18 protein-coding genes are annotated in these 20166 nt (G+C 73.1%); 7 read left to right on the top strand and 11 right to left on the bottom strand.

From position 1 onward, the window contains the following. The first annotated feature begins 34 nt into the window (after window positions 1-34). Both OG867_RS04055 and OG867_RS04060 read left to right on the top strand, forming a co-directional pair. Window positions 35-1756: a PucR family transcriptional regulator gene (locus OG867_RS04055; RefSeq protein ID WP_406282831.1), complete on the top strand. Its 1722-nt coding sequence runs from the start codon at window positions 35-37 to the stop codon at window positions 1754-1756. A gap of 175 nt (window positions 1757-1931) precedes the next feature. Next, on the top strand, window positions 1932-2717 hold the full coding sequence (locus OG867_RS04060) for a hypothetical protein (protein ID WP_328903150.1): 786 nt from the start codon (window positions 1932-1934) through the stop codon (window positions 2715-2717). A 44-nt stretch (window positions 2718-2761) separates the two neighbouring features. On the opposite strand, the gene OG867_RS04065 is transcribed toward OG867_RS04060, so the two are convergent. Continuing rightward, a complete protein-coding gene (locus tag OG867_RS04065; protein ID WP_406282834.1) occupies window positions 2762-3526 on the bottom strand; it encodes a GntR family transcriptional regulator in 765 nt (254 codons plus the stop codon). A 145-nt stretch (window positions 3527-3671) separates the two neighbouring features. Between OG867_RS04065 and OG867_RS04070 the strand changes: the two genes are divergently transcribed. After that, window positions 3672-4520 (top strand): (2Fe-2S)-binding protein, encoded by an 849-nt coding sequence (locus OG867_RS04070; RefSeq protein WP_406282837.1) that lies wholly within the window; start codon window positions 3672-3674, stop codon window positions 4518-4520. Between the two features lie 206 nt (window positions 4521-4726). After that, window positions 4727-5803 (top strand): DUF2637 domain-containing protein, encoded by a 1077-nt coding sequence (locus tag OG867_RS04075; RefSeq protein WP_406282840.1) that lies wholly within the window; start codon window positions 4727-4729, stop codon window positions 5801-5803. A gap of 49 nt (window positions 5804-5852) precedes the next feature. Here the strand turns inward: OG867_RS04075 and OG867_RS04080 are convergent, their stop codons facing one another. Both OG867_RS04080 and OG867_RS04085 read right to left on the bottom strand, forming a co-directional pair. After that, window positions 5853-6218 (bottom strand): ATP-binding protein, encoded by a 366-nt coding sequence (locus OG867_RS04080; protein ID WP_328904513.1) that lies wholly within the window; start codon window positions 6216-6218, stop codon window positions 5853-5855. A 156-nt stretch (window positions 6219-6374) separates the two neighbouring features. Beyond that, window positions 6375-8249 (bottom strand): serine/threonine-protein kinase, encoded by a 1875-nt coding sequence (locus OG867_RS04085; RefSeq protein ID WP_406282843.1) that lies wholly within the window; start codon window positions 8247-8249, stop codon window positions 6375-6377. A gap of 173 nt (window positions 8250-8422) precedes the next feature. Between OG867_RS04085 and OG867_RS04090 the strand changes: the two genes are divergently transcribed. The 3 genes from OG867_RS04090 to OG867_RS04100 all read left to right on the top strand — a co-directional run bounded on the left by OG867_RS04090 (window position 8423) and on the right by OG867_RS04100 (window position 9969). Beyond that, the gene (locus OG867_RS04090; RefSeq protein WP_406282846.1) at window positions 8423-9013 is read left to right on the top strand and encodes a TetR/AcrR family transcriptional regulator; all 591 of its coding nucleotides are present in this window, start codon (window positions 8423-8425) and stop codon (window positions 9011-9013) included. Between the two features lie 150 nt (window positions 9014-9163). Further along, window positions 9164-9556 (top strand): ribonuclease domain-containing protein, encoded by a 393-nt coding sequence (locus tag OG867_RS04095; protein WP_328903144.1) that lies wholly within the window; start codon window positions 9164-9166, stop codon window positions 9554-9556. 23 nt (window positions 9557-9579) lie between these two features. Continuing rightward, window positions 9580-9969 carry a barstar family protein gene (locus OG867_RS04100; RefSeq protein WP_328903143.1) on the top strand — a complete coding sequence of 130 codons (390 nt, stop codon included), beginning with the start codon at window positions 9580-9582 and terminating at the stop codon, window positions 9967-9969. A 16-nt stretch (window positions 9970-9985) separates the two neighbouring features. On the opposite strand, the gene OG867_RS04105 is transcribed toward OG867_RS04100, so the two are convergent. The 8 genes from OG867_RS04105 to OG867_RS04140 form a co-directional block, all read right to left on the bottom strand. Beyond that, window positions 9986-12346, bottom strand: coding sequence for a M9 family metallopeptidase (locus OG867_RS04105; RefSeq protein WP_406282851.1), 2361 nt, complete (start codon window positions 12344-12346; stop codon window positions 9986-9988). A gap of 230 nt (window positions 12347-12576) precedes the next feature. Beyond that, the gene (locus OG867_RS04110; protein ID WP_328903141.1) at window positions 12577-13266 is read right to left on the bottom strand and encodes a GntR family transcriptional regulator; all 690 of its coding nucleotides are present in this window, start codon (window positions 13264-13266) and stop codon (window positions 12577-12579) included. 69 nt (window positions 13267-13335) lie between these two features. Then, window positions 13336-14337, bottom strand: a complete 1002-nt coding sequence (locus OG867_RS04115; RefSeq protein ID WP_406282854.1) for a proline racemase family protein — start codon at window positions 14335-14337, stop codon at window positions 13336-13338. Window positions 14338-14350: 13 nt separating this feature from the next. Further along, entirely contained in the window at window positions 14351-15259 is a 909-nt protein-coding gene (locus OG867_RS04120; RefSeq protein WP_328903139.1) for a dihydrodipicolinate synthase family protein, read from the bottom strand. Between the two features lie 48 nt (window positions 15260-15307). Continuing rightward, on the bottom strand, window positions 15308-16738 hold the full coding sequence (locus tag OG867_RS04125) for an NAD(P)/FAD-dependent oxidoreductase (RefSeq protein WP_328903138.1): 1431 nt from the start codon (window positions 16736-16738) through the stop codon (window positions 15308-15310). Further along, window positions 16719-17063, bottom strand: a complete 345-nt coding sequence (locus OG867_RS04130) for a (2Fe-2S)-binding protein (RefSeq protein WP_406282858.1) — start codon at window positions 17061-17063, stop codon at window positions 16719-16721. Before OG867_RS04130 ends, OG867_RS04125 begins: the two co-directional genes overlap by 20 nt. A gap of 67 nt (window positions 17064-17130) precedes the next feature. Then, on the bottom strand, window positions 17131-18297 hold the full coding sequence (locus tag OG867_RS04135; protein ID WP_406282861.1) for an NAD(P)/FAD-dependent oxidoreductase: 1167 nt from the start codon (window positions 18295-18297) through the stop codon (window positions 17131-17133). 83 nt (window positions 18298-18380) lie between these two features. Then, window positions 18381-20123, bottom strand: coding sequence for a pyruvate dehydrogenase (locus OG867_RS04140; RefSeq protein ID WP_406282864.1), 1743 nt, complete (start codon window positions 20121-20123; stop codon window positions 18381-18383). Between the last annotated feature and the right edge of the window lie 43 nt (window positions 20124-20166).

The raw sequence follows: 20166 nt of genomic DNA on the forward strand, positions 1-20166 counted from the left end.
ACCCGTACCAACGAAAGAGATCGGCGGCGACCGGATGCGGCTGCGCGCACTGCTGGAGAACGACGCGCTGGGCCTGCGGCTGCTCGGCGGCGACGAGGAGCTGGACCGGTCGGTCCGCGGGGTGATGACGACCGACCTGCGCGACCCGAGCCGCTACCTCACCGGCGGCGAGCTGGTCCTGACCGGTCTGGCCTGGCGCCGGGACGCCGCGGACTCGGAGCCGTTCGTGCGGATCCTGGCGGGCGCCGGGGTGGCCGGTCTCGCGGCGGGCGAGGCCGAGCTCGGCGACATCCCGGACGATCTCGTGGAGGCGTGCCGCCACCACCGGCTGCCGCTGTTCGCGGTCAACGAGACGGTCGCGTTCGCAACGATCACCGAGTACGTGGTGCGCCAGGTGTCCGGCGAGCGGGCAGGCGACCTGGCGGCCGTGGTGGACCGGCACCGCAGGCTGATGACCTCCGGCCCGACCGGCGGCGGCCCCGAGGTGGTCCTCGATCTCCTGGGCTCCGACCTGGACCTCCACGCCTGGGTTCTCTCCCCCACCGGGCGGCAGATCGCGGGCGCGGGTGCCCCGCTGTCCGCCGCCGCCGGGGCCGAGCTGGCCGGGCTGCATCTGGCCGCCGTCCGCTCCGGCCGCCGCGCCCCGCACCGGGCCGCCCTCGGCGGTACGACGTATTCGCTCTTCCCGATCCGGAACAACGGCCGGGGCGGCGCGGTGCCGCCCGCCCGTGACGTGCGGGAGTCGGTGCTCTCCGACTGGCTGCTCGCCGTGGAGGCCGACGCGGGCGACTGGCCGGCCGCGCGGCTCGACCTGCTCCAGGGCGTCACCCAGCTGATCGCCGTCGAGCGCGACCGGCGCGACGCGGCCCGCACGGTGCGCCGCCGACTCGCCCAGGAGGTCCTGGAGCTGGTCCAGGCGGGCGCCGCGCCCGCCGAGATCGCCGCCCGGCTGCGCGTGGCCACCCCGGTCCTGCTCCCCGGCCTCGGCACCGCGCCGCACTGGCAGGTCGTGGTGGCCCGGGTCGAGTGGGACGAGGACGGCGCGTCCGGGGTCCCGGGCGGCCCGGTCGCCCAGGCACTGCTTGAGGAGATCCTGGTCGACCCGGCGGTGACGGGCCCCGACTCGGCGGACCGGATCGCCGTCGCCCACACGGGTGACGAGGCCATCGCGCTGGTGCCGCTGCCCGCCGCTTCGGACCGGCCGGACGGCGAGGCGGCGGCCGGCGGGGACAGCGGCGCCGAGGACCCCGGCGAAGGACCCGCCCTGCACGCCGACGCGCTGCTCGCCGCCGTGCGCGCCCCGCTCTCCGCGGGTCTCGGCGACGACGGCCGCCTGACACTCGGTGTCAGCGCCTCGGTGCACTCGGCGGAGGGGCTGCGCGGCGCGCTGGAGGAGGCCCGGCACGCGCGCCGGGTGGCGGCGGCCCGGCCCGGCCGGGTCTGCGCGGCCGGACACCACGAGCTGGCCTCGCACGTGCTGCTTCTGCCGTTCGTCCCGGACGACGTGCGGCGGGCGTTCACCGCGCGGCTGCTGGACCCGCTGCGCGAGTACGACCGGCGCCACCGCGCGGAGCTCATCCCGACCCTGGAGGCGTTCCTGGACTGCGACGGTTCGTGGACCCGCTGCGCGGCCCGGCTGCACCTGCACGTCAACACGCTGCGCTACCGGGTCGGGCGAATCGAGCAGTTGACGGGGCGTGATCTGGCGCGCCTGGAGGACAAGCTCGATTTCTTCCTCGCCCTGCGGATGAGCTGATATCCCGGGCCCGGCAAGGGCCCGGGGGGCGGCCGGCCCCGCGCCGCCGATTGTGAAAAGTTTCACCTGACATTGCCTCGACCTCTTGGCCCGGCGTGCCATTCCGTGCTGTGATGCGGCCCATACTCAACAGCTCGACGGCGCGCTCGGGGAGGGCAATGTGGCGCATACCGCCATGTCTGGTTCCGGAACGACAGCAGATGACGATCCTCCGCTCCAGACCGCGGTATGGCGGCTGCGCTCACGCGCCTGCTGGACGGACGCCGCGGCCCTGCTGGAACACGACGCCGCCACCGACCCGGCCGCGGCCCTCCAGCGGACGGCCCTGCTGACCGAGCGCTGCCTGTACACCGGGCAGGGCTGGACGGACGCCGAGGACGCCCTGCGGACCGCCGAGGCCATGGCCCACGACGACGAGGAACGCGGCGCGGCGGCCTGCGAGCGCGGGCACCTCGCGTACGCCTCGACCCTGCTCGGGGTGCGGGACCGGGCCGACGAGGCCCGGGTGGCGCTCAGCCGGTCCGCCGCCCTGCTCTCCCCCGCCGCCCAGGGCCGGCCGCTGCTCGACTTCCGGCGCGGCCTGATCGCACAGAACATCGCGGACTCGCCGCAGGCCGCCCGGGCCGCCTACCGCAGGGCCCACGCCGGTGCCACCGCGCAGGGCGACGCGCTGCTGCTCTCCTCGACCTGGCGCCATCTCGCCCTGATCGCCCTGCGCGAGGGCGAGCTCGCGGAGGCCCGGCACGGCTTCGCGGAGTCCCTGCGGATAAGGGAGGAGCTGGGCTATCTGGTCGGTACGGCCCCGGCGCTCATCGCGCTGGCCGACGCCGAGCCCGAGCCGGAGGCGGCGGCCCGGCTGCGCGCCGAGGCGGCCCGGCTCTTCCGGCTGCTGGGCGGCGTCCCGACCTGGCTGGGCCCGCATCTGGACCAGCCCCCGCCGGAGACGATCGAGGCGAACTGAGCGCGGGCGCCGGCCCGTCCCCGTACGCGTCGATGCCTACGGGGTCAGCCGTCGGCGCCCGCGAAGTGTTCGCGCACGAGCGACTGGACGACCGCCACGTCCTGGGCGATCAGCGCGTCGAGCAGCGCGGTGTGCTCGGAGGCGTCGGCCAGCAGGTCGGCGCGCCGGGTGACCGGGTTGTCCACCAGGGGCCATTGGGAGCGGCGGTGCAGGTCGTCGGCGACGGCCACCAGGCTGTCGTTCCCGGCGAGGGCGAGCACCGCGCTGTGGAAGGCCCGGTCGGCGTCGGCGTAACTCGCCCGGTCGCCGACGGCCGCCGCGGCCACGGTGGCGTCGGCCAGCGGGCGCAGCGCGCACCAGCGGGCGGGCGGGACGGTGCGGGCGAGCCGCAGCATGACGGGGACCTCGATCAGGGCGCGGACCTCGGCCAGCTCCGCCAGCTCGCGCGGTCCCCGCTCGGCGACCCGGAAGCCCCGGTTGGGCACGACCTCCACGGCCCCCTCGGTGGCCAGCCGCTGCATCGCCTCGCGCACCGGGGTGGCGGAGACGCCGAAGCGGGCGCCGAGCACGGGCGCCGAGTAGACCTGGCCGGGGACCAGCTCGCCGTCGACCAGGGCGGCGCGCAGGGCCTCCAGGATCTGGCCGCGCACGGAGTGCCGGCGCACCTGGACGCGGGGGGCCTCGTGCGGGTGCTCCCCGTGGGTGTGCTCACCGCGGGCCTGCTCGGGCACCCGGACGGCCGAGGCGGGCACGGCAGCGCCACCGGCGTACGGGGGACGCACCTCCTCGCGCGCTCCGCCCTGCTCCACGGGCACCTCCTCGGCCGGTCACGGGCGCGCTCGCGCGTCGGGCGCCCCCAGTGCACGATAGGCGCAAGGACCCCCAGTTCAAACATGGATCCGGCAGGGTAAGGTAAGGCTTACCTGCTGACGATCGTGAATCGGTGGTCCCCGTATGACCCTGCCCGCCCTGCTCCCCGCAGCGACGGCCTCGCCCGTGGCCGACGCCTACGCGCGCCTGACCGAGGTCTTCCCCGGGATGCGCGCCGAGATCCTCGCCGAGGGCGAGAGCGCCCCCGGCGGCCCCGGCTGGGTGGGCGCGCACGAGCTGGCGGCCGGCTGCGAGGCCCTGGACACGTTCCTCGCCTTCGACGCCGAGCAGGTGCGGCGGGACTACGGCCAGGAGGGCCGGCCCGACGTGATCGCCAGCTTCGGACTGCACCGGTACGCGTGGCCGGCCTGTCTGCTGGTGACGGTGCCGTGGTTCCTGCACCGCCGGGTGCCTCGCGTCCCGGTCGAGGACGTCTCGTTCCAGCGGGCGCTGGGCCATCTGACGCTGCGGGTGCGGGAGTTCGCGTGTCTGCCCGACGACCCGGCGGCCGGGCTGCCGGGGGCCCGGGTGGTGGCCGACGAGGCGGCGCTGCGGGCCGAGGTGCTGGACGCGGTGGCCGAACACCTGGGCCCGGTCCTCGACGGCTTCCGGCCCCGGATGCGGCGCGGCAAGCGGGCCCTGTGGGGGATGGCGACCGACGAGATCGTCGAGGGCCTCTGGTACGTCGCCCATCTGCTGGGCGAGGAGCGGCGCGCCATGACGGAGCTGGAGGCGCTGCTTCCGGGCACCACCAAGCCGTACGTCGGCACCGCGGGCTTCCGCGAGCTGACCGGGCCGAACGGGGAGTCGCTGCCGACCCGGGACCGGGCCAGCTGCTGCCTGTTCTACACGCTGCGCCCCGAGGACACCTGCGTCACGTGCCCGCGTACGTGCGACGAGGAGCGCGTCCGCAAACTGACGCCCGCGCCCTGATCCACTCCACCGGATTCACACCGCCCGGACGGGTGGCAGGTATTCGAACATAATGCGCAAACCGCTGAAGGGCGTTCGACCAGAACGTCCATATCGGCGGCCTCCTGCACCCCTTTGGCGTTCTCTTGCCCCGAAACCGCCTGGCCGTGACGGGATTTCCGCCACGATGGCGCCCGAAACGCCCTACGTGACGCAAGGGACCGCGCATGAGACTGACCGACATATCGCTTGACTGGCTGCTTCCGGGCGCCGTGCTGCTCGTGGGGGTCATGGCGGCGGTGGCGGTGGTCGCGCGCGGAAGGCGCGCCTCTGACACAGCCTCGGCCGACGACAGCTGGGAACGCAGCGAGGAGCGGCGCAGACGCAAGGAAGCGCTGTACGCCACCGCTTCGTACGTGCTGCTGTTCTGCTGCGCGGCGGTCGCCGCCGCACTCTCCTTCCACGGGCTCGTCGGCTTCGGCGAGCAGAACCTCGGCCTCTCCGACGGCTGGGAGTACCTGGTGCCCTTCGGCCTGGACGGGGCGGCGATGTTCTGCTCGGTCCTGGCCGTACGGGAGGCCAGCCACGGGGACGCGGCGCTCGGCTCGCGCCTCCTGGTGTGGACCTTCGCCGGTGCCGCCGCCTGGTTCAACTGGGTGCACGCGCCGCGCGGCATCAACCACGCGGGTGCCCCGCACTTCTTCGCGGGCATGTCGCTCTCGGCCGCCGTGCTGTTCGACCGCGCGCTGAAGCAGACCCGCCGTGCCGCGCTGCGCGAGCAGGGCCTCGTGCCCCGCCCGCTGCCGCAGATCCGGATCGTGCGCTGGCTGCGCGCGCCCCGGGAGACCTTCGGCGCCTGGTCGCTGATGCTCCTCGAAGGCGTACGCACGCTGGACGAGGCGGTGGACGAGGTACGCGAGGACCGCAGGGAGAGTGAGCAGAACCGTCTCCGCAGAAAGGATCAGGAGAAGCTGGACCGGGCGCACATCAAGGCCCTGAACCGGCAGAACCGGGCCTGGGGCCGGCTCGGACGGGGTGGCTCCCCGGTCGAGGTGGCCGCCCTGGCCCCGGCTACGGGCTCCGCGCAGTCCGTCTCGGAGCCCGCCATATCCGAGCCGGGTCAGCTGCCCCTGCGACCCCGGCCATCCCTGCAAGCCGCGAGCCACTCGAACTCGGCGAGCGTCCCTGAACTGGGCGCGAGCGAATCGTCGGCGGTCGATCCGGCCGACGACGACACCCAGGCACTGCCCCGGCTCGATTCGCTGGAGCAGAAACTCAAGGACCTGGAGCAGCAGTTCGGCTGACACGGAACAGCGGATGCGAGCGAACGGCCCTGCCGGTCCGGAAGGACCGTCAGGGCCGTTCGCCGTCCAGTTCGAACCACACCACCTTGCCCAGCGAGCGAGGGCTGATGCCCCAGGAGTCGGCAAGGCTCTCCACCAGGATCAGCCCCCGGCCGTGCGTACCGTCGTCGGCGGGCGGTACGTGCGGCTCGGGGTCCATTCCGGGGACGAAGTCCCGCACCTCCACGCGCAGGCGGCGGGGTGCGACGCTCACGGCGACGACCGCGCCGTCGTCCGTGTGCACCAGGGCGTTGGTCACCAGCTCACTGAGCAGCAGCTCGGCGACCTGCGCCGGTTCCTCCTTCCACCGGTAGCGCAGTAACTCCCTTACCGCACCCCGGACTTCTCCCACGGCTGCCAGATCGGCCCGGTCCACCCTGCGATGCATCCGGGCCTCTTCGTGACGCTCCATCGTTTCCCCCGCCCACACGGCCATTCGCCCCCTGTCTCGAAGGTGCTCACGCAATGCATGCCCCGCCTACCGGCTGTCACGCTTGGGGAGCCCTTCGGACCGGAGGGAATCGTGTGGGCCTCAGGCCCGCTTGTAGTAGTACTTGGTGCCGCCTGGGTTGTAATCGATGCCGCTGCCGTTGATGTCGAAGTAGGACGCCGGGATCGTTGGCATGCAGTACGGAAGGTTGGGACCGGTGAGCTTGGCGATGCTGACATTGAGACGCTTGCCGCCGTTGGAGGTGGACGTCACCTTCGCCTCGTACGGGCACTGGCTGTACATGTAGCCGGTCATGCGCACCACGCCCGCCTTGGAGATGGTGATGGGGTCCGGCTGGCCCGCGGGGTACAGCCCGGCGAACTTCCAGGTGCCGACGAACGACGTCGGCACCGTGCTGCCGCCCCCGCCCGAGCCGCCGGTGGAGGAGCCGCCCGAGGTGCTGGTCGAGCCACCGCCGCCGGACGTGCTCGTGGAAGTGCCGCCCTTGCTGCCACCTGAGCCGCCGCCGCTCGTCGTGGTGGAGGACGGACCGCCACCGCCCGTGGAGGACGAACCGCCCGAGGACGAACCGCTTCCCGTGGAGCCCGAGCCGCCGCCCGAACTCCCCGTGGTCCGGCCGTCCTTGCCCGGCTGCCCGTCCTTGCCGTCCTTCCCGTCCTTCCCGGCGTCCGCCTTCTTCTTGCTCGGCGACGCCTTCGGGCTCTTGCTGCCCGCCGGGGACGCGCTGCCGGCCGCCGAGGGCTCCGGCTCGGCGGTCGGACCGGTGGAGGCGGCGGCCGGAGGCGCCGCGTGCGCGTCGCCCCCGTCGTGGCTGAACGGCTGGAGCATGACCAGCGTGCCACCCCCGCCACCGAGGACGACCACCAACGGCACGGCGACCAGCCAGGGGCGGCGGCGCTTCGGCTTCTCCTTCTCCGCCGCCTTCGGGCCCTCCACCACAGCCGCCACCTCGGGCGCCGACCCGAGATCGACCGTCGGGCGGTCCCCTTCCTGCCGCAGCGGCGCCGCCTCCGCGTCGAGCAACTGCGCCGACTGGCGAGCCAGATGACCCACGACGGCGGCCGGCAGCCACGAGGAGGCGACCGGACCGGACTCGCGCCCCGGCTCCGCCAGCAACTCGTCCACGGAGGGCCTGTCCTCGATCGGCTTCACCAGCAGCCGGGCGATCAGCTCCTTCAGATCCGCGTCCCGGACCCGCTTGAGCTCGGGCTCGACCTCGGCGATCCGGTACATGATCGCGTGCTGATTGCTCGCGCCGTGCCCGAAGGGGAGCGTCCCGGTCGCCGCGTACGTCAGGACACAGCCGAGGGTGAAGACGTCGCTCTTCGGTACCGCGCTCTCCCCGCGCACCTGCTCCGGGGCCATGAACCCGGGCGTGCCGATCACCATGTTGGTACTGGTGAGCAGGGACTCGACGGCGGTCCCGACGGCACGGGCGATCCCGAAGTCGATGACCTTGGGCCCCTCCATCGTGAGCATCACGTTGGACGGCTTGAGGTCGCGGTGGACGATGCCCGCCGCGTGGATGTCCTTCAGCGCGTGCAGCAGCCCCGTGGCAAGCGCCTGCACCGAGGCGGCGGGCAGCGCGCCGTGGCCCCGCACCACCTGTTCCAGGGAGAGTCCGGGCACGTAACCCGTGGCCACCCAGGGGAATTCGGCGTCCGGCGCCGCGTCCAGGACGGGCGCGGTCCAGCACTCGCCGACGCGCCGTGCCGCTTCGACCTCGCGCCGGAAGCGACCCCGGAACTGCGGGTCCGCGACGTGCTCCGCGTGCACCACCTTGACCGCGACCGTGCGGCCGCCGTCGGAGCGGGCGAGGTAGACCCGGCCCATGCCGCCCGCGCCGAGCCGGCCCAGCAGCAGATAGGGCCCGACGCGCGCCGGGTCCGTCGGTGTCAGCGGTTTGATACCTCCGTCGAGGTAGTCCTCGTTGTCCGCGTGGTCGTCGTTGTTCACGCCGGTCTCCTGAAATCCCCATGTACGGCCGCGACTTGGCGCGGCAAACGTTCAGTGTGAAGCAAAGTGGGCACTGATTGGAACAACTTCTGGAAACAATTCCGGAATCTTCTTCTACGCTGTCCCCGGGCACCATGAGGAGCCAGAGATTCCGGAAGGGAGGGGCTGCGCCGATGAGTCCGAAGCAACAGCGGGGGGAGGCCACGGCCGCCCAGGTGCTCGACACCGCCCTGGAGCTGTACGCGGCCCAGGGCGAGGCCGGCCTCACGCTGAACGCGATCACCTCGGCCAGCGGCGTGAGCGCGGGCAGCATCTACCACCACTTCGGCAGCCTTCAGGGCGTGGTCCTCGCTCTCGCGCAGTCCTGGCTGGGCCGCCTCCTCGGCGAGGTGGTCGAGGCGCTGCACCAGGTCACGGACGCGCGCGGCGGGGTGCGGGCACTGGCGGAGACGTACCTCCGCTTCATCCAGGAACATCCGGACGCGGCCCGGCTGATGCACTCGGTCACCGCCGACCGCGAGGCCATCACCAACGCGCGCCAGCTCCGGGGCGCCCAGGAGGCCCGGATCGCCCCGCTCGCCGCCTGGCTCCACGCCCACCAGGATTCGGGCGAGCTGGTCGCGCTGCCGGTCCCCGTCCTGGAGTCACTGATCCTGGGGCCGGTGACGAGCATCGCGCGGCGCTGGCTCGCGGTGGGCGACATCGACATCGAGGAGGCCATCCGCACGGTTCCGGATCACATCTGGCGCTCCGTCAGTTCGTGACCCGGCTACGGGCTTCTGTTCGAGCGCCGCACGGCCGTTGTACTCCGGCGGCCCCCGAGGCGCGATGTGTTCCCTCTCCACGGTTAACTCTCGAAGAATTCACCCGAGTTGGCGTTGACGGGCCGCTGTCTACGCGCGTCATCATGGAGCATGCGAATCCCCCCACGGATCACCACGCTCGGCGGCGCTGCCGCCCTTCTGTCCGCTCTCCTCGTCGGCGGGCCGGTCACGGCGACCGCGTCGGCAACGACCGCGTCGGTCGGCAGCGTCTGCTACTCGGACCTGCCGTCCCAGGCCCACGACACCCTGGATCTCATCGACTCCGGCGGCCCGTTCCCGTACGACCAGGACGGCACCGTCTTCCAGAACCGCGAGGGTGTGCTGCCCTCGCAGAGCACCGGCTACTACCACGAGTACACCGTCATCACCCCGGGGTCCTCGACGCGTGGAGCGCGGCGCGTCGTCACGGGTGAGGAGAGCCAGGAGGACTACTACACCGCCGACCACTACGAGACGTTCGACCTGGTGGATCACGACTGCTGACCCGTGCCCGTAGGGTCGTCCCCATGACCGTGACGTATGTGATCGAGGGTTCCCGGATCACCGGCCTGGACAGTTTCTGGACCGTGGTCGGTGAGGCGGTGAACGGGCCGGGCGGCTGCTTCGGCCGCAATCTCGACGCCTTCGCGGACTGTCTGGGCGGTGGCATGGGCGCGCCGGACGACGGCGACTTCGTCTTCGAGTGGCGCGATCACTCCGCGTCCGTAAGGGCGTTGGGGTATCCGGAGACGGCCCGCCATCTGGACCGGCTGGCCGCCCGTGCCCATGAGAGCAACCGGAGCCGCCTGCGCGAGGAGTGTGCGCAGGCGGCTGCGGGGCGCGGTCCGACCCTGTTCGACCGGCTGGTGGAGATCATCCGGGACCGGGCGGGGCCGGACGCGCTGCGGTTGCTCTGAGGGTGTGCGTGCCGGGTCAGTAGCGTGTCGCGACGCTCACCTGCCCGAAGTCCTGGACCCCGTACAGGCTGATGTAGTGGGCCCCAGCGGCCGGGTGGTCGACGGTGAGGGTGTGGGCGTTGCCGCTGCCGGTGGCCCTGGCGGTGTACGAGCCGGTGGTCGCCCAGCCGGTGGAGCTGTAGTAGAGGTCGGCGTCTCCCGTGCCGCCGCTGGTGGTGATGGTCAGCCGGTCGGTGCCCGCCGGTATGGAGAGGTACAGGTAGGCGTAGTTGCCCCGGGTGGCGTGCCGGCCGTCGCGGGCGCAGTCCTGGCCGAGTTCGCGGGCGTCGGTGCCGGTGCACTGGGCGGTGGGCTCGGTCGGCGGGTCGGCGGCGGTGCCGCAGCTGCCGGCCGCGCACGCCGTGAGCCAGGTCGCCCAGTCAGTGTCGTATCGGGTGCCGATGGTGGAGGTGAGCAGGGCGCGGGCGCCGTTCCAGTCTCCGGCGCGGTACAGGCCGAGGAGCCTGTCCATGTCGGCGTGGTGCGACTGGAGCATGTAACGGACGGCCAGGTAGCCCCAGTTGTAGACGCGGGTCTGGTCGGCGTTCTCGTAGGTGGTGTCGAAGAGGGTGCGCAGGGTGTAGGTGTGCGCGCCCGCCTGGGTGAGGGCGTCGTCGTAGGTGACGTCGCGGTACGAGTAGGAGACGTACTCCGCGAAGCCCTCGATCCACCAGACCGTCGGGGTGGTGACACCGGCGTCGAAGTCGCCCGCCATGTCGAACCGGCCGTCGAGGTAGTGGGTGTACTCGTGGTTGAGGTTCCAGATCTGGAAGTCGGGCCGGACCCACTCGGCCTCGTAGGCGATGAACCTCGGCTGGTTGCCGGCCGCCGAGGGGTCGCCCTCCAGGTACATCCCGCCGTTGTTGGTGTCGATGCCGTAGACGGCTCCGGCGTAGGTCTGGTAGTCGGTGCTGGAGTCGAAGACGACCACCTCGATGGTGGTGTTGCGGTCCCCGGCCACGGGCCCGCCGTCCCGGGCCACCTGGTGGAAGTAGGCGTCCTGGCCGCGCAGGCTGGTGCACGCCTTCGTGAGGTCGTCCGAGGACATCTGCTGGGCGAGGATGCGGATGCTGTCGCTGCACGTGTACGAGACCGGCAGGACGGCGCTCTTCAGGCGGGCGGCCAGGTCGCAGGTGCCGTACGCGGAGCAGTTGGCGCTGTCGTAGTAGTCGGCCATCTCGGCCAGCCCGACCCAGAGGGGCGCGGTGGGGCCGGTGAGCGAGGAGCGGCCGAGGAGGTCGATGACCAGCGGCTTCGCCGTGGGTCTGAGCGCGTCCTCCTGGAGGAAGCGGGCCAGCTCGCGGCCCGCGTTGGAGGTCAGGTAGGACTGCTCGGTGCCGAGCAGGTCCAGGTGGGCGCGGGCGAATCCGGCGAGCGCGTCGAGCAGGCTCGGATCGGCCTCGACGGCGCTGACGAACGCGGGCAGCTGGTGGCCCCGGAAGGTCACCGTGTAGACGTTGTTGACCGCGTTGAGCATGTACCAGGAGCTGTTGTACGAGGCGTCGTAGCCCGCCAGCAGCCGCTTCACGACGTCCAGATAGCGGGCGTTCTGCTCGGCGCTGTCGATGAGGACGACGGCCTCGGCCAGGGTCTCGCCGTTGGCGTCGGTGACGTCGCGGGAGTGCGCCGAGGCGAAGAAGGCGTCCAGACCGCCCTGGATGGCGGTGCGCAGGGCGGTGCCGTACGAGCCGACCGTGCCCGGGTCGTAGTACTGCACGTAGTACCCGGCCCGGAGGTAGAGCACCAGTTGGGGCATTCCGGTGCTGCTGTCGCCGGGATAGGCGGCCGATCCGTCGCGCAGCGCGTTGGCCACGGTGACCATCTGGGCCTCGCGGAAGGCGAGGTAGCCGTCGCCGTCCTTGACGGAGAAGAGGGTGTTGACGCAGTCGGTGGTGGACGCCTCGATCTGCTGGACGAGGGCGCTGCCGGTGCGGCTGGTGAAGTCCGTGACGGAGCAAGTCGCGTTCCGCGCAAGGGACTTCGCATTCATCGAGGGGGCCGGGTGGCTGGGTTCGGTGGCGCGCGGGTCGTCGTAGTCACGCCGTAGCGCGTCCTTGGATGCGCTGAGGGGGGCCCGGTCGGCGGGGATGGCGGCCGCCTCGCCCAGGTGGGCCGGGTCCTGGGCGGGTGCGGTGGGGGCCTGCGCGGCGGGGCCGCCGGGCTCGGGCGACGCCTCGCCGGCCGTCCGGTGCGCCGCGGTGGCGCTCGCGGCGGCCGGGGCGGAGGGCCGGGGCTCGGCGGCCGGGGCGGGTACGGCGAGCATGCCGATGCCCAGGCAGGCCGCCAGGGCCGCGGTGGTGAGTCCGGTGACTCTCTGTCGGACCGTTCGTTTCTTCACGTGCCGCCTCCCAGCGGTGTGATGGCCGCGCGCCTCGCGCGGCCGTGGGGGATGGCGCGCGGATGAGGCCGGACGGGGACGGCGGGCGACCGGATCGGTCAGCAAAGTGGCATGGACACGACCTCAAGCGCGACGTCAGTACAATGGCACATGTCACATGTCCTTAGGAAGCGGCCGTGACGACATTCGTCGGCGCGTCAATGTCCTTGCCTACGTGGGGGCTTGAGGCGTTACGCCTGGCTCGCGGGTTCACCCCGGCGGCCGTCCGCCCACAGCGACCGGACGTGCGACATGTGGCCGAGCATGCAGGACTCCGCGCCCTCGGCGTCCCCGGCGACCACCAGGTCGAGCAGCTCGATGTGCTCCTCCGCCGACGCGGCCAGCTGCCCGGACTCGGAGAGCCGGTTCAGCCCGAAGAGCCGGGAGCGCTTGCGGAGTTCGCCGACCTCCTCGACCAGCCGCCGGTTGCCGGCCAGCCCCAGCAGGGCGAGGTGGAAGCGACGGTCGGCCTCCAGGTAGCCCAGGATGTCGTGCCGGCGGGCGGCCTCGACGATCTCCTCGGCGACGGGCCGCAGCGCCTCCAGCTCGTCGGTCAGGCCCATGCGCGCGATCCGGCCGACGGTGGGGACCTCGATCATCGCGCGCAGTTCGGTGTAGTCGTCCAGGTCCTGGTCGGTCAGTTCGGTGATCCGGAAGCCCTTGTTGCGGACGGCCTCGACCTGCCCCTCGCGGACCAGGTCGAGCATCGCCTCACGTACGGGGGTGGCGGAGACGCCGAACTGGGCGGCCAGCGCGGGCGCCGAGTAGACCGTGCCGGGCCGCAGCTCACCGGAGACGAGGGCCGCCCGCAGCGCGTGCCCCACCTGATCGCGCAGGTGCTCCTGCGCCGAGATGGCGTTGAGCGACGTCAGGGGGGCCATGTCTGTTCCTCCAGCACCGTGCGGAGGGCCAGAATACAATGTGACGTTGGACCCGGACCCGGCGCGGGCTCACAACAGAAAGCCCTCCGGGAAGGGGTCCTCCGGGTCCAGGAAATACTGCGCGGTCCCGGTGATCCAGGCCCTTCCCGTGACCGTGGGCACGACGGCGGGCAGCGCGCCCACCGTGGTCTCGCCGACCAGCCGGCCGGTGAACCGGGTACCGATGAAGGACTCGTTGACGAAGTCCCGGTCCAGCGGGAGTTCGCCCCGGGCGTGCAGCTGGGCCATGCGCGCGGAGGTGCCCGTGCCGCACGGCGAGCGGTCGAACCAGCCGGGGTGGATGGCCATCGCGTGCCGCGAGTGCGCCGCGTCGGAGCCGGACGCGATCAACTGGACGTGCTTGAGCCCGTGGATGGCCGGGTCCACCGGATGGACCGGCCGGTCGGTCGCGTTGACCGCCTCCATCAACGCCAGCCCCGCCGCCAGCAGTTCGTCCTTCCGCGCCCGGTCGAACGGCAGGCCCAGGTCCGCCAGCCGCACCATCGCGTAGAAGTTGCCGCCGTAGGCGAGGTCGTACGGCACCTCACCGAAGCCGGGCACCTTCGCGGTGAGGCCGAGCCCGGCGCTGAAGGCCGGCACGTTGGTGAGGGTGACAGAGGTGGCGGCCCCGCCCTCGACGCGTACGTCCACGCCGACGAGCCCGGCGGGGGTGTCCAGTCGTACGGTGGTGACCGGTTCGGTGACCGGGACCATGCCGGTCTCCACCAGTACGGTCGCCACCCCGATCGTGCCGTGCCCGCACATCGGGAGGCAGCCGGAGACCTCCATGAACAGCACCCCGAAGTCGGCGTCGGGCCGGGTCGGCGGCTGGAGGACGGCCCCGCTCATCGCGGAGTGGCCGCGCGGCTCGTACATCAGCAGGGTCCGCACCGCGTCCCGGTGCGCCATGAAGTACGCGCGGCGCTCGGCCATGGTGGCGCCGGGGAGCGTGCCGATCCCGCCGGTGATCACGCGGGTGGGCATGCCCTCGGTGTGCGAGTCGACGGCGTGGAAGACGTGGCGGCTGCGCATCGTCCCTCCCCCCTCAGTCCAGGCCCTCGGCGAGGGCCTTCTCCGTCGCGGCGCGTACGGCGGCCAGGGCGTCGGCGCCCAGCGGCAGGCGGGGCGGCCGGGTGGGCCCGCCGGGCCGGCCGACGATGTCCATGGACGCCTTGATGGCCTGGACGAACTCCGGCTTGGAGTCCCACCGCAGCAGCGGGTGCAGCCGCCGGTACAGGGGCAGGGCGCGCTCCAGGTCCCCGGAGACGGCCGCCCGGTACAGCGCGACACAGCTGCCCGGAAGCATGTTGGGGCAGCCGGCGATCCAGCCGACGGCCCCGGCCAGAGCGAGTTCGAGCAGCACGTCGTCGGCTCCGACGAGCAGATCGAGGCCGGGCGCCTCCTCCGCGATCTCGTATGCCCTGCGGACATCGCCGCTGAACTCCTTGACCGCGACGACCGACCCCTCCGCGTGGAGCTGTCCGAGCAGCCGGGGCGTCAGGTCCACCTTGGTGTCGTACGGGTTGTTGTACGCGACGACGGGCAGCCCGGCCGCCGCCACCTCGGCGTAGTGCGCGCGGACGGCCGCGTCCTCGCACGGGTAGCCGTTGGGCGGCAGCAGCAGCACGGAGCCGGCCCCGGCCCCGGCGGCCTCCTCGGCGCGACGCCGGGACTGGGCGCTGTCGTACGAGGAGACGCCGGGCATCACCCTGCCGCCGTCCCCGGCCGCCTCGACCGCGACCCGCACGACCTCCCGGCGCTCCCGGTCGCTGAGGGTCTGGTACTCCCCCAGCGACCCGTTGGGCACCACACCGTCGCACCCCGCGTCGAGGAGGTCGCGGACGTGCGCGGCGTACGCGTCGAAGTCGACGGACCGGTCCTCGCGCAGGGTGAGCGGCGTGGCGACCATGACACCCCGCCAGGGGGCACCGGTGCGGGTGGGCTCGGAGGTCATACAGGCTCCTTCGGGGTGGGTACGGGCGTGAGCGGGGTGGTACGCGGCTCACGTGTCCTCGCGCCGGGCGGCGCGGGCGAGCGTGGCGAGCGGGACCGGGCAGGCGAGCGGGCGCCGGTCGGGGGTTGGGTCGGCGTCGGGCGGGTCGGTCAGGGCTCGGACGGCGAAGCCGCAGGTGCGGCCCTGGCACCAGCCCATGCCGGCCCGGGTGAGCAGCTTGGCGGTGCGGGTGTCGCCCGCGCCCAGCTCGGCGACGGCGGTCCGGACCGCGTCGGCGGTGACCTCCTCGCACCGGCAGACCTCGGTGTCCGGGGCGAGCCACGCGGTCCACCCCGGTCCCGGCCGGTGCACGCCGCCCATCAGCCCGGCGAACCCGCGCATCCGGCGCCGGCGGCGACCTAGCGCCCCCGCGCGGGCCGGGGCCCGGCCGCCCCGCGCGTCGGCGATCACCGACAGCGCGGCCAGTTCCCCTTCGGCCAAGGCCAGTTGGACCCCGCCGATGCCTCCGGTCTCGCCGGCGGCCCAGACTCCGGGCACGGTGGTACGCAGCTGCGCGTCGACCTCCAGGACCGCCGAGCCGTCCGTGCCGGCGCGGGTGGCGCAGCCGAGGCCGAGGGCGAGGTCCAGTTGCGGGACGAGGCCGTGGCCGACGGCGAGCGCGTCGCAGTCGATGCGCCGCCCGGTCCCCGGCACGGGCCGCCAGGCGGCGTCGAGCCGGCTGACCGTGACCCCTTCCACCCGTTCGGTGCCGTGGACGGCGGTGACGGCCCGGTGCGTGAGCATCCGTACCCCGTACCGGGCGAGGCCCGCCCGGTGGCGGACGCCCTCCGCGAGCCGGCCGGGGTTCGCGGCCAGGGTCTGGGGTGCGCGGGCGTACGCCCCGTAGCCGGCGGCCTCCACCAGTGCGGGCACCCGGGCCCCGGCCCTGGCCAGGGAGAGGGCGACGGCCTGGAGCAGCGGCCCGCTCCCGGCGACGACGACGCGGCGGCCGGGCAGCACGAGCCCCGACTTGAGCATGGCCTGCGTCCCGGCCGCGCCGACCACACCGGGCAGGGTCCAGCCGGGGAAGGGGAGTTGGCGCTCGACGGCACCGGTCGCGATCACGAGGCGGCGGGCGCGTGGGGCGGCCCCGTCACCGCTGTCGGGCCCGGTGAGCGCGTGCAGGGTCCAGTCCTCGCCGGTCCGCGTCACCGCCCAGACCTGGTGGCCGCCGAGGTGCCGCACCCGCCCGGTGGCGCGGTGCCGGTCGAGGCGGGCGGTGAGCGCGGTGAACGTGCCCCAGCCGTGGTGCAGGGCCTCCGGGCGGGTGGCGCCGAGACCGGGGGCGGGTGCGCGGTAGTACTGGCCGCCGGGGGCGTCGGCCGCGTCGATCAGCAGCACGTCGAGCCCGGCGTCGGCGGCGGTGACGGCGGCGGCGAGCCCGGCCGGTCCCGCGCCCACCACGGCGACCTCGGCGCGGTCAGGGTCGGGGTGCGGCATGTCCGTTGCCTTCCTGGGTGGTGACGGCGTCGCCGGGGTGGGCGGGCAGCAGGCAGGCCCGCAGGTTGGGGCGCCCGTTGACCGTGGCCAGGCACTCGAAGCAGGAGCCGATCCCGCAGAACGCGCCCCTGGGCCGCCCGTTGACCCGGGTGGTACGCCAGCTGAGGACAGAGGCGGCCCACAGCGCGGCCACGATGCTCTGTCCGGGCAGGGCGGGCACCGGGCGCCCGTCGAAGGTGATCTCGAAGCCGGGCCCCGGTTCGGCCCCGGCCAGGGCCTGTCCGGTCGGGGTGCGGGCGGGGTCGCGTCGGCGTGCTCGTCTCACCGGGGCTCCTGTCTCGTGGATCGGGCGGTACGGGGAGGGGCGGGCGGCTCAGGGGAAGGCCGACGGCTCACCCGCAGCCGGTGTCCGCCCCGAAGCGGTCCGGCCGGAACGGCTCCGCGTCCAGGGGCGGTTCCTCGCCCCGGATCGCCGCCGTGACCAGCGCCGCCGTCGCCGGGGCGAGGCCGATGCCCGCGCCCTCATGGCCGCAGGCGTGGAAGAGGCCGGGGACCCGGCGGTCGGGCCCGATGGCGGGGAGGTGGTCGGGCAGGTACGGGCGGAAGCCGTGGTAGGCGCGGAGGACCCGGGCGGCCCCGAGGACCGGGAACAGCGCGGCGGCCGCGTCGGCCAGCCTGCTGATCACCGGCACGGACAGGGTGCGGTCGAAGCCGACCCGTTCGCGGCTGGCGCCGATGAGGACGGGCCCGGCGGCGGTGCCCTCCACGACCGGTGACGTCTGGAGGGCGGCCGACGCGCTGGACACGTCGGCCACGTACTCGGCGGCGTACACCTTGTGCCGGATCAGCGGCGCCAGCGGCTCGGTCACCAGGACGAACCCGCGCCGGGGCAGGACGGGCAGCTCCACCCCGGCGAGCGCGGCGAACTCGCCGCCCCGTACGCCCGTCGCGTTGACCACGGCCGGGGCGAGCAGGTCGCCGGCACCGGTGCGGACGCCGCGCACCGCGCCCGTGGGGCCGGTGAGCACGGCGGTGACCGGGCGGCCGGTGTGCAGGGCCGCCCCGGCGTCGCGGGCGGCGCGGATCAGGTGGGCCGCGGCGAGGGCGGGCTGGACCTGGGCGTCCTCCGGGTAGAGGACGCCGCCCGCGAGGCCGGGGGCGAGGTGCGGTTCCAGCGCGGGCAGTTCGTGCGGGGCGACGGCGGTGGTGCGTACCCCTGCCCCGGCCTGTCCGGCGGCGGTCGCGGTCAGGGTCGCGAGGGACCGCTCGTCCGCCGCGACGACGAGGCCGCCCTTCTGCTCGTACTCGACCGCCCGGGGCAGGACCTGGGACAGCTCGCGCCAGAGGGCGGCGGAGAGCCGGGCGAGGTCGAGTTCGGGCCCGGGCGGCTTGTCGGAGACCAGGAGGTTCCCCTCCCCCGCCCCGGTGGTGCCACCGGCGACGGGTCCGCCGTCCACCACCGCGACCGAGAGGCCGGACCGGGTGGCGTAGTACGCGCAGGCGGCGCCGACGACCCCGGCTCCGACGACGACGACATCCAGAGGCTGTCTCGTGAACACATCAGTAATATGTCACATGGCTCCGAGCCCGCCAAGAGGGCGACCCAAAGGCGCTTGTGAGACTCTGTCAGGTCGCTGGGGGCCTACGGCCGGGGTACGTTGCGAAGGTTGGAGCGGGCCATCTGGAGCATCCGGCCCACCCCGCCATCGAGCACGATCTTGCTGGCGGACAGGGCGAAGCCGGTCACCATGTCCGCGCTGATCCTGGGCGGGATGGAGAGCGCGTTGGGGTCGGTGACGACATCGACCAGCGCCGGACCCTTGTGCTTGAAGGCGTCCTTGAGCGCGCTCGTCAGCTCCTTGGGCTTCTCGACGCGGACGCCGTAGGCCCCCGCCGCGCGCGCCACGGCCGCGAAGTCCGGGTTCTTGTAGGTCGTCCCGAACGACGGCAGGCCGCCGACCAGCATCTCCAACTCGACCATGCCCAGGGATGAGTTGTTGAACAGGACCACCTTGACCGGCAGGTTGTACTGGACGAGGGTCAGGAAGTCGCCCATCAGCATGGTGAATCCGCCGTCGCCCGACATCGAGACGACCTGCCGGTTCCGGTCGGTGAACTGGGCGCCGATCGCCTGCGGCAGCGCGTTGGCCATCGAGCCGTGGCTGAACGAACCGATCACCCTCCGCTTGCCGTTGGGTGTCAGATAACGGGCCGCCCAGACGTTGCACATGCCGGTGTCGACGGTGAACACGGCGTCGTCGTCGGCGAGTTCGTCCAGCACCGAGGCCACGAACTCGGGGTGGATCGGGACGTGCTTCTCGACCTTTCGGGTGTACGCCTTGACCACGCCCTCCAGCGCGTCGGCGTGCTTCTTGAGCATCCGGTCGAGGAACTTGCGGTCGGACTTCGCCTTCACCCGGGGCGTGAGGCAGCGCAGCGTCTCGCGGACGTCGCCCCAGACGGCCAGGTCCAGCTTGGTGCGCCGGCCGAGGTGTTCCGGCCGCACATCGACCTGCACGATCTTCACGTCGTCGGGCAGGAAGGCGTTGTACGGGAAGTCCGTGCCGAGCAGGATCAGCAGATCGCACTCGTGGGTGGCCTCGTAGGCGGCGCCGTAGCCGAGCAGCCCGCTCATGCCGACGTCGTACGGATTGTCGTACTGGATCCACTCCTTGCCGCGCAGGGCGTGCCCGACCGGGGACTTGATCCGCTCGGCGAACTCCATCACCTCGGCGTGCGCGCCCGCCGTGCCGCTGCCGCAGAACAGCGTCACCCGTTTGGCCTCGTCCACCATCCGGCACAGCTTCTCGATCTCGGCGTCGCCCGGCCGCACGGTGGGGCGCGAGGTGACCAGGGCGTGCTCGGCGGACCGCTCGGGCGCGGCCTGCCCGGCGACGTCGCCCGGCATGGTCACGACGCTGACCCCGCCCTGGCCGACCGCGTGCTGGATGGCGGTCTGGAGCAGCCGGGGCATCTGCTGCGGGTTGGAGATCATCTCGTTGTAGTGGCTGCACTCCTGGAAGAGCAGCTCGGGGTGGGTCGCCTGGAAGTAGTTGAGGCCGATCTCGCTGGACGGGATGTGCGAGGCCAGCGCCAGCACGGGGGCCATCGAGCGGTGGGCGTCGTACAGGCCGTTGATGAGGTGCAGGTTGCCGGGCCCGCACGACCCGGCGCAGGCCGCGAGGTCCCCGGTGATCTGCGCCTCGGCGCCGGCCGCGAACGCCGCCGTCTCCTCGTGCCTGACCTGGATCCACTCGATGTCCGCGTGCCGCCGTACGGCGTCGACCACCGGGTTGAGGCTGTCTCCGACGACCCCGTACAGGCGTTTGACGCCCGCCCGGGCGAGGATGTCGACGAACTGCTCCGACACGTTCTGCTTGGCCATGGGTGACGCACTCCCTCTGCCTGTGCTCCGTGCACGTCCGGCT

It is taken from the genome of Streptomyces sp. NBC_00209 (assembly GCF_045206345.1).
Taxonomy (GTDB): domain Bacteria; phylum Actinomycetota; class Actinomycetes; order Streptomycetales; family Streptomycetaceae; genus Streptomyces.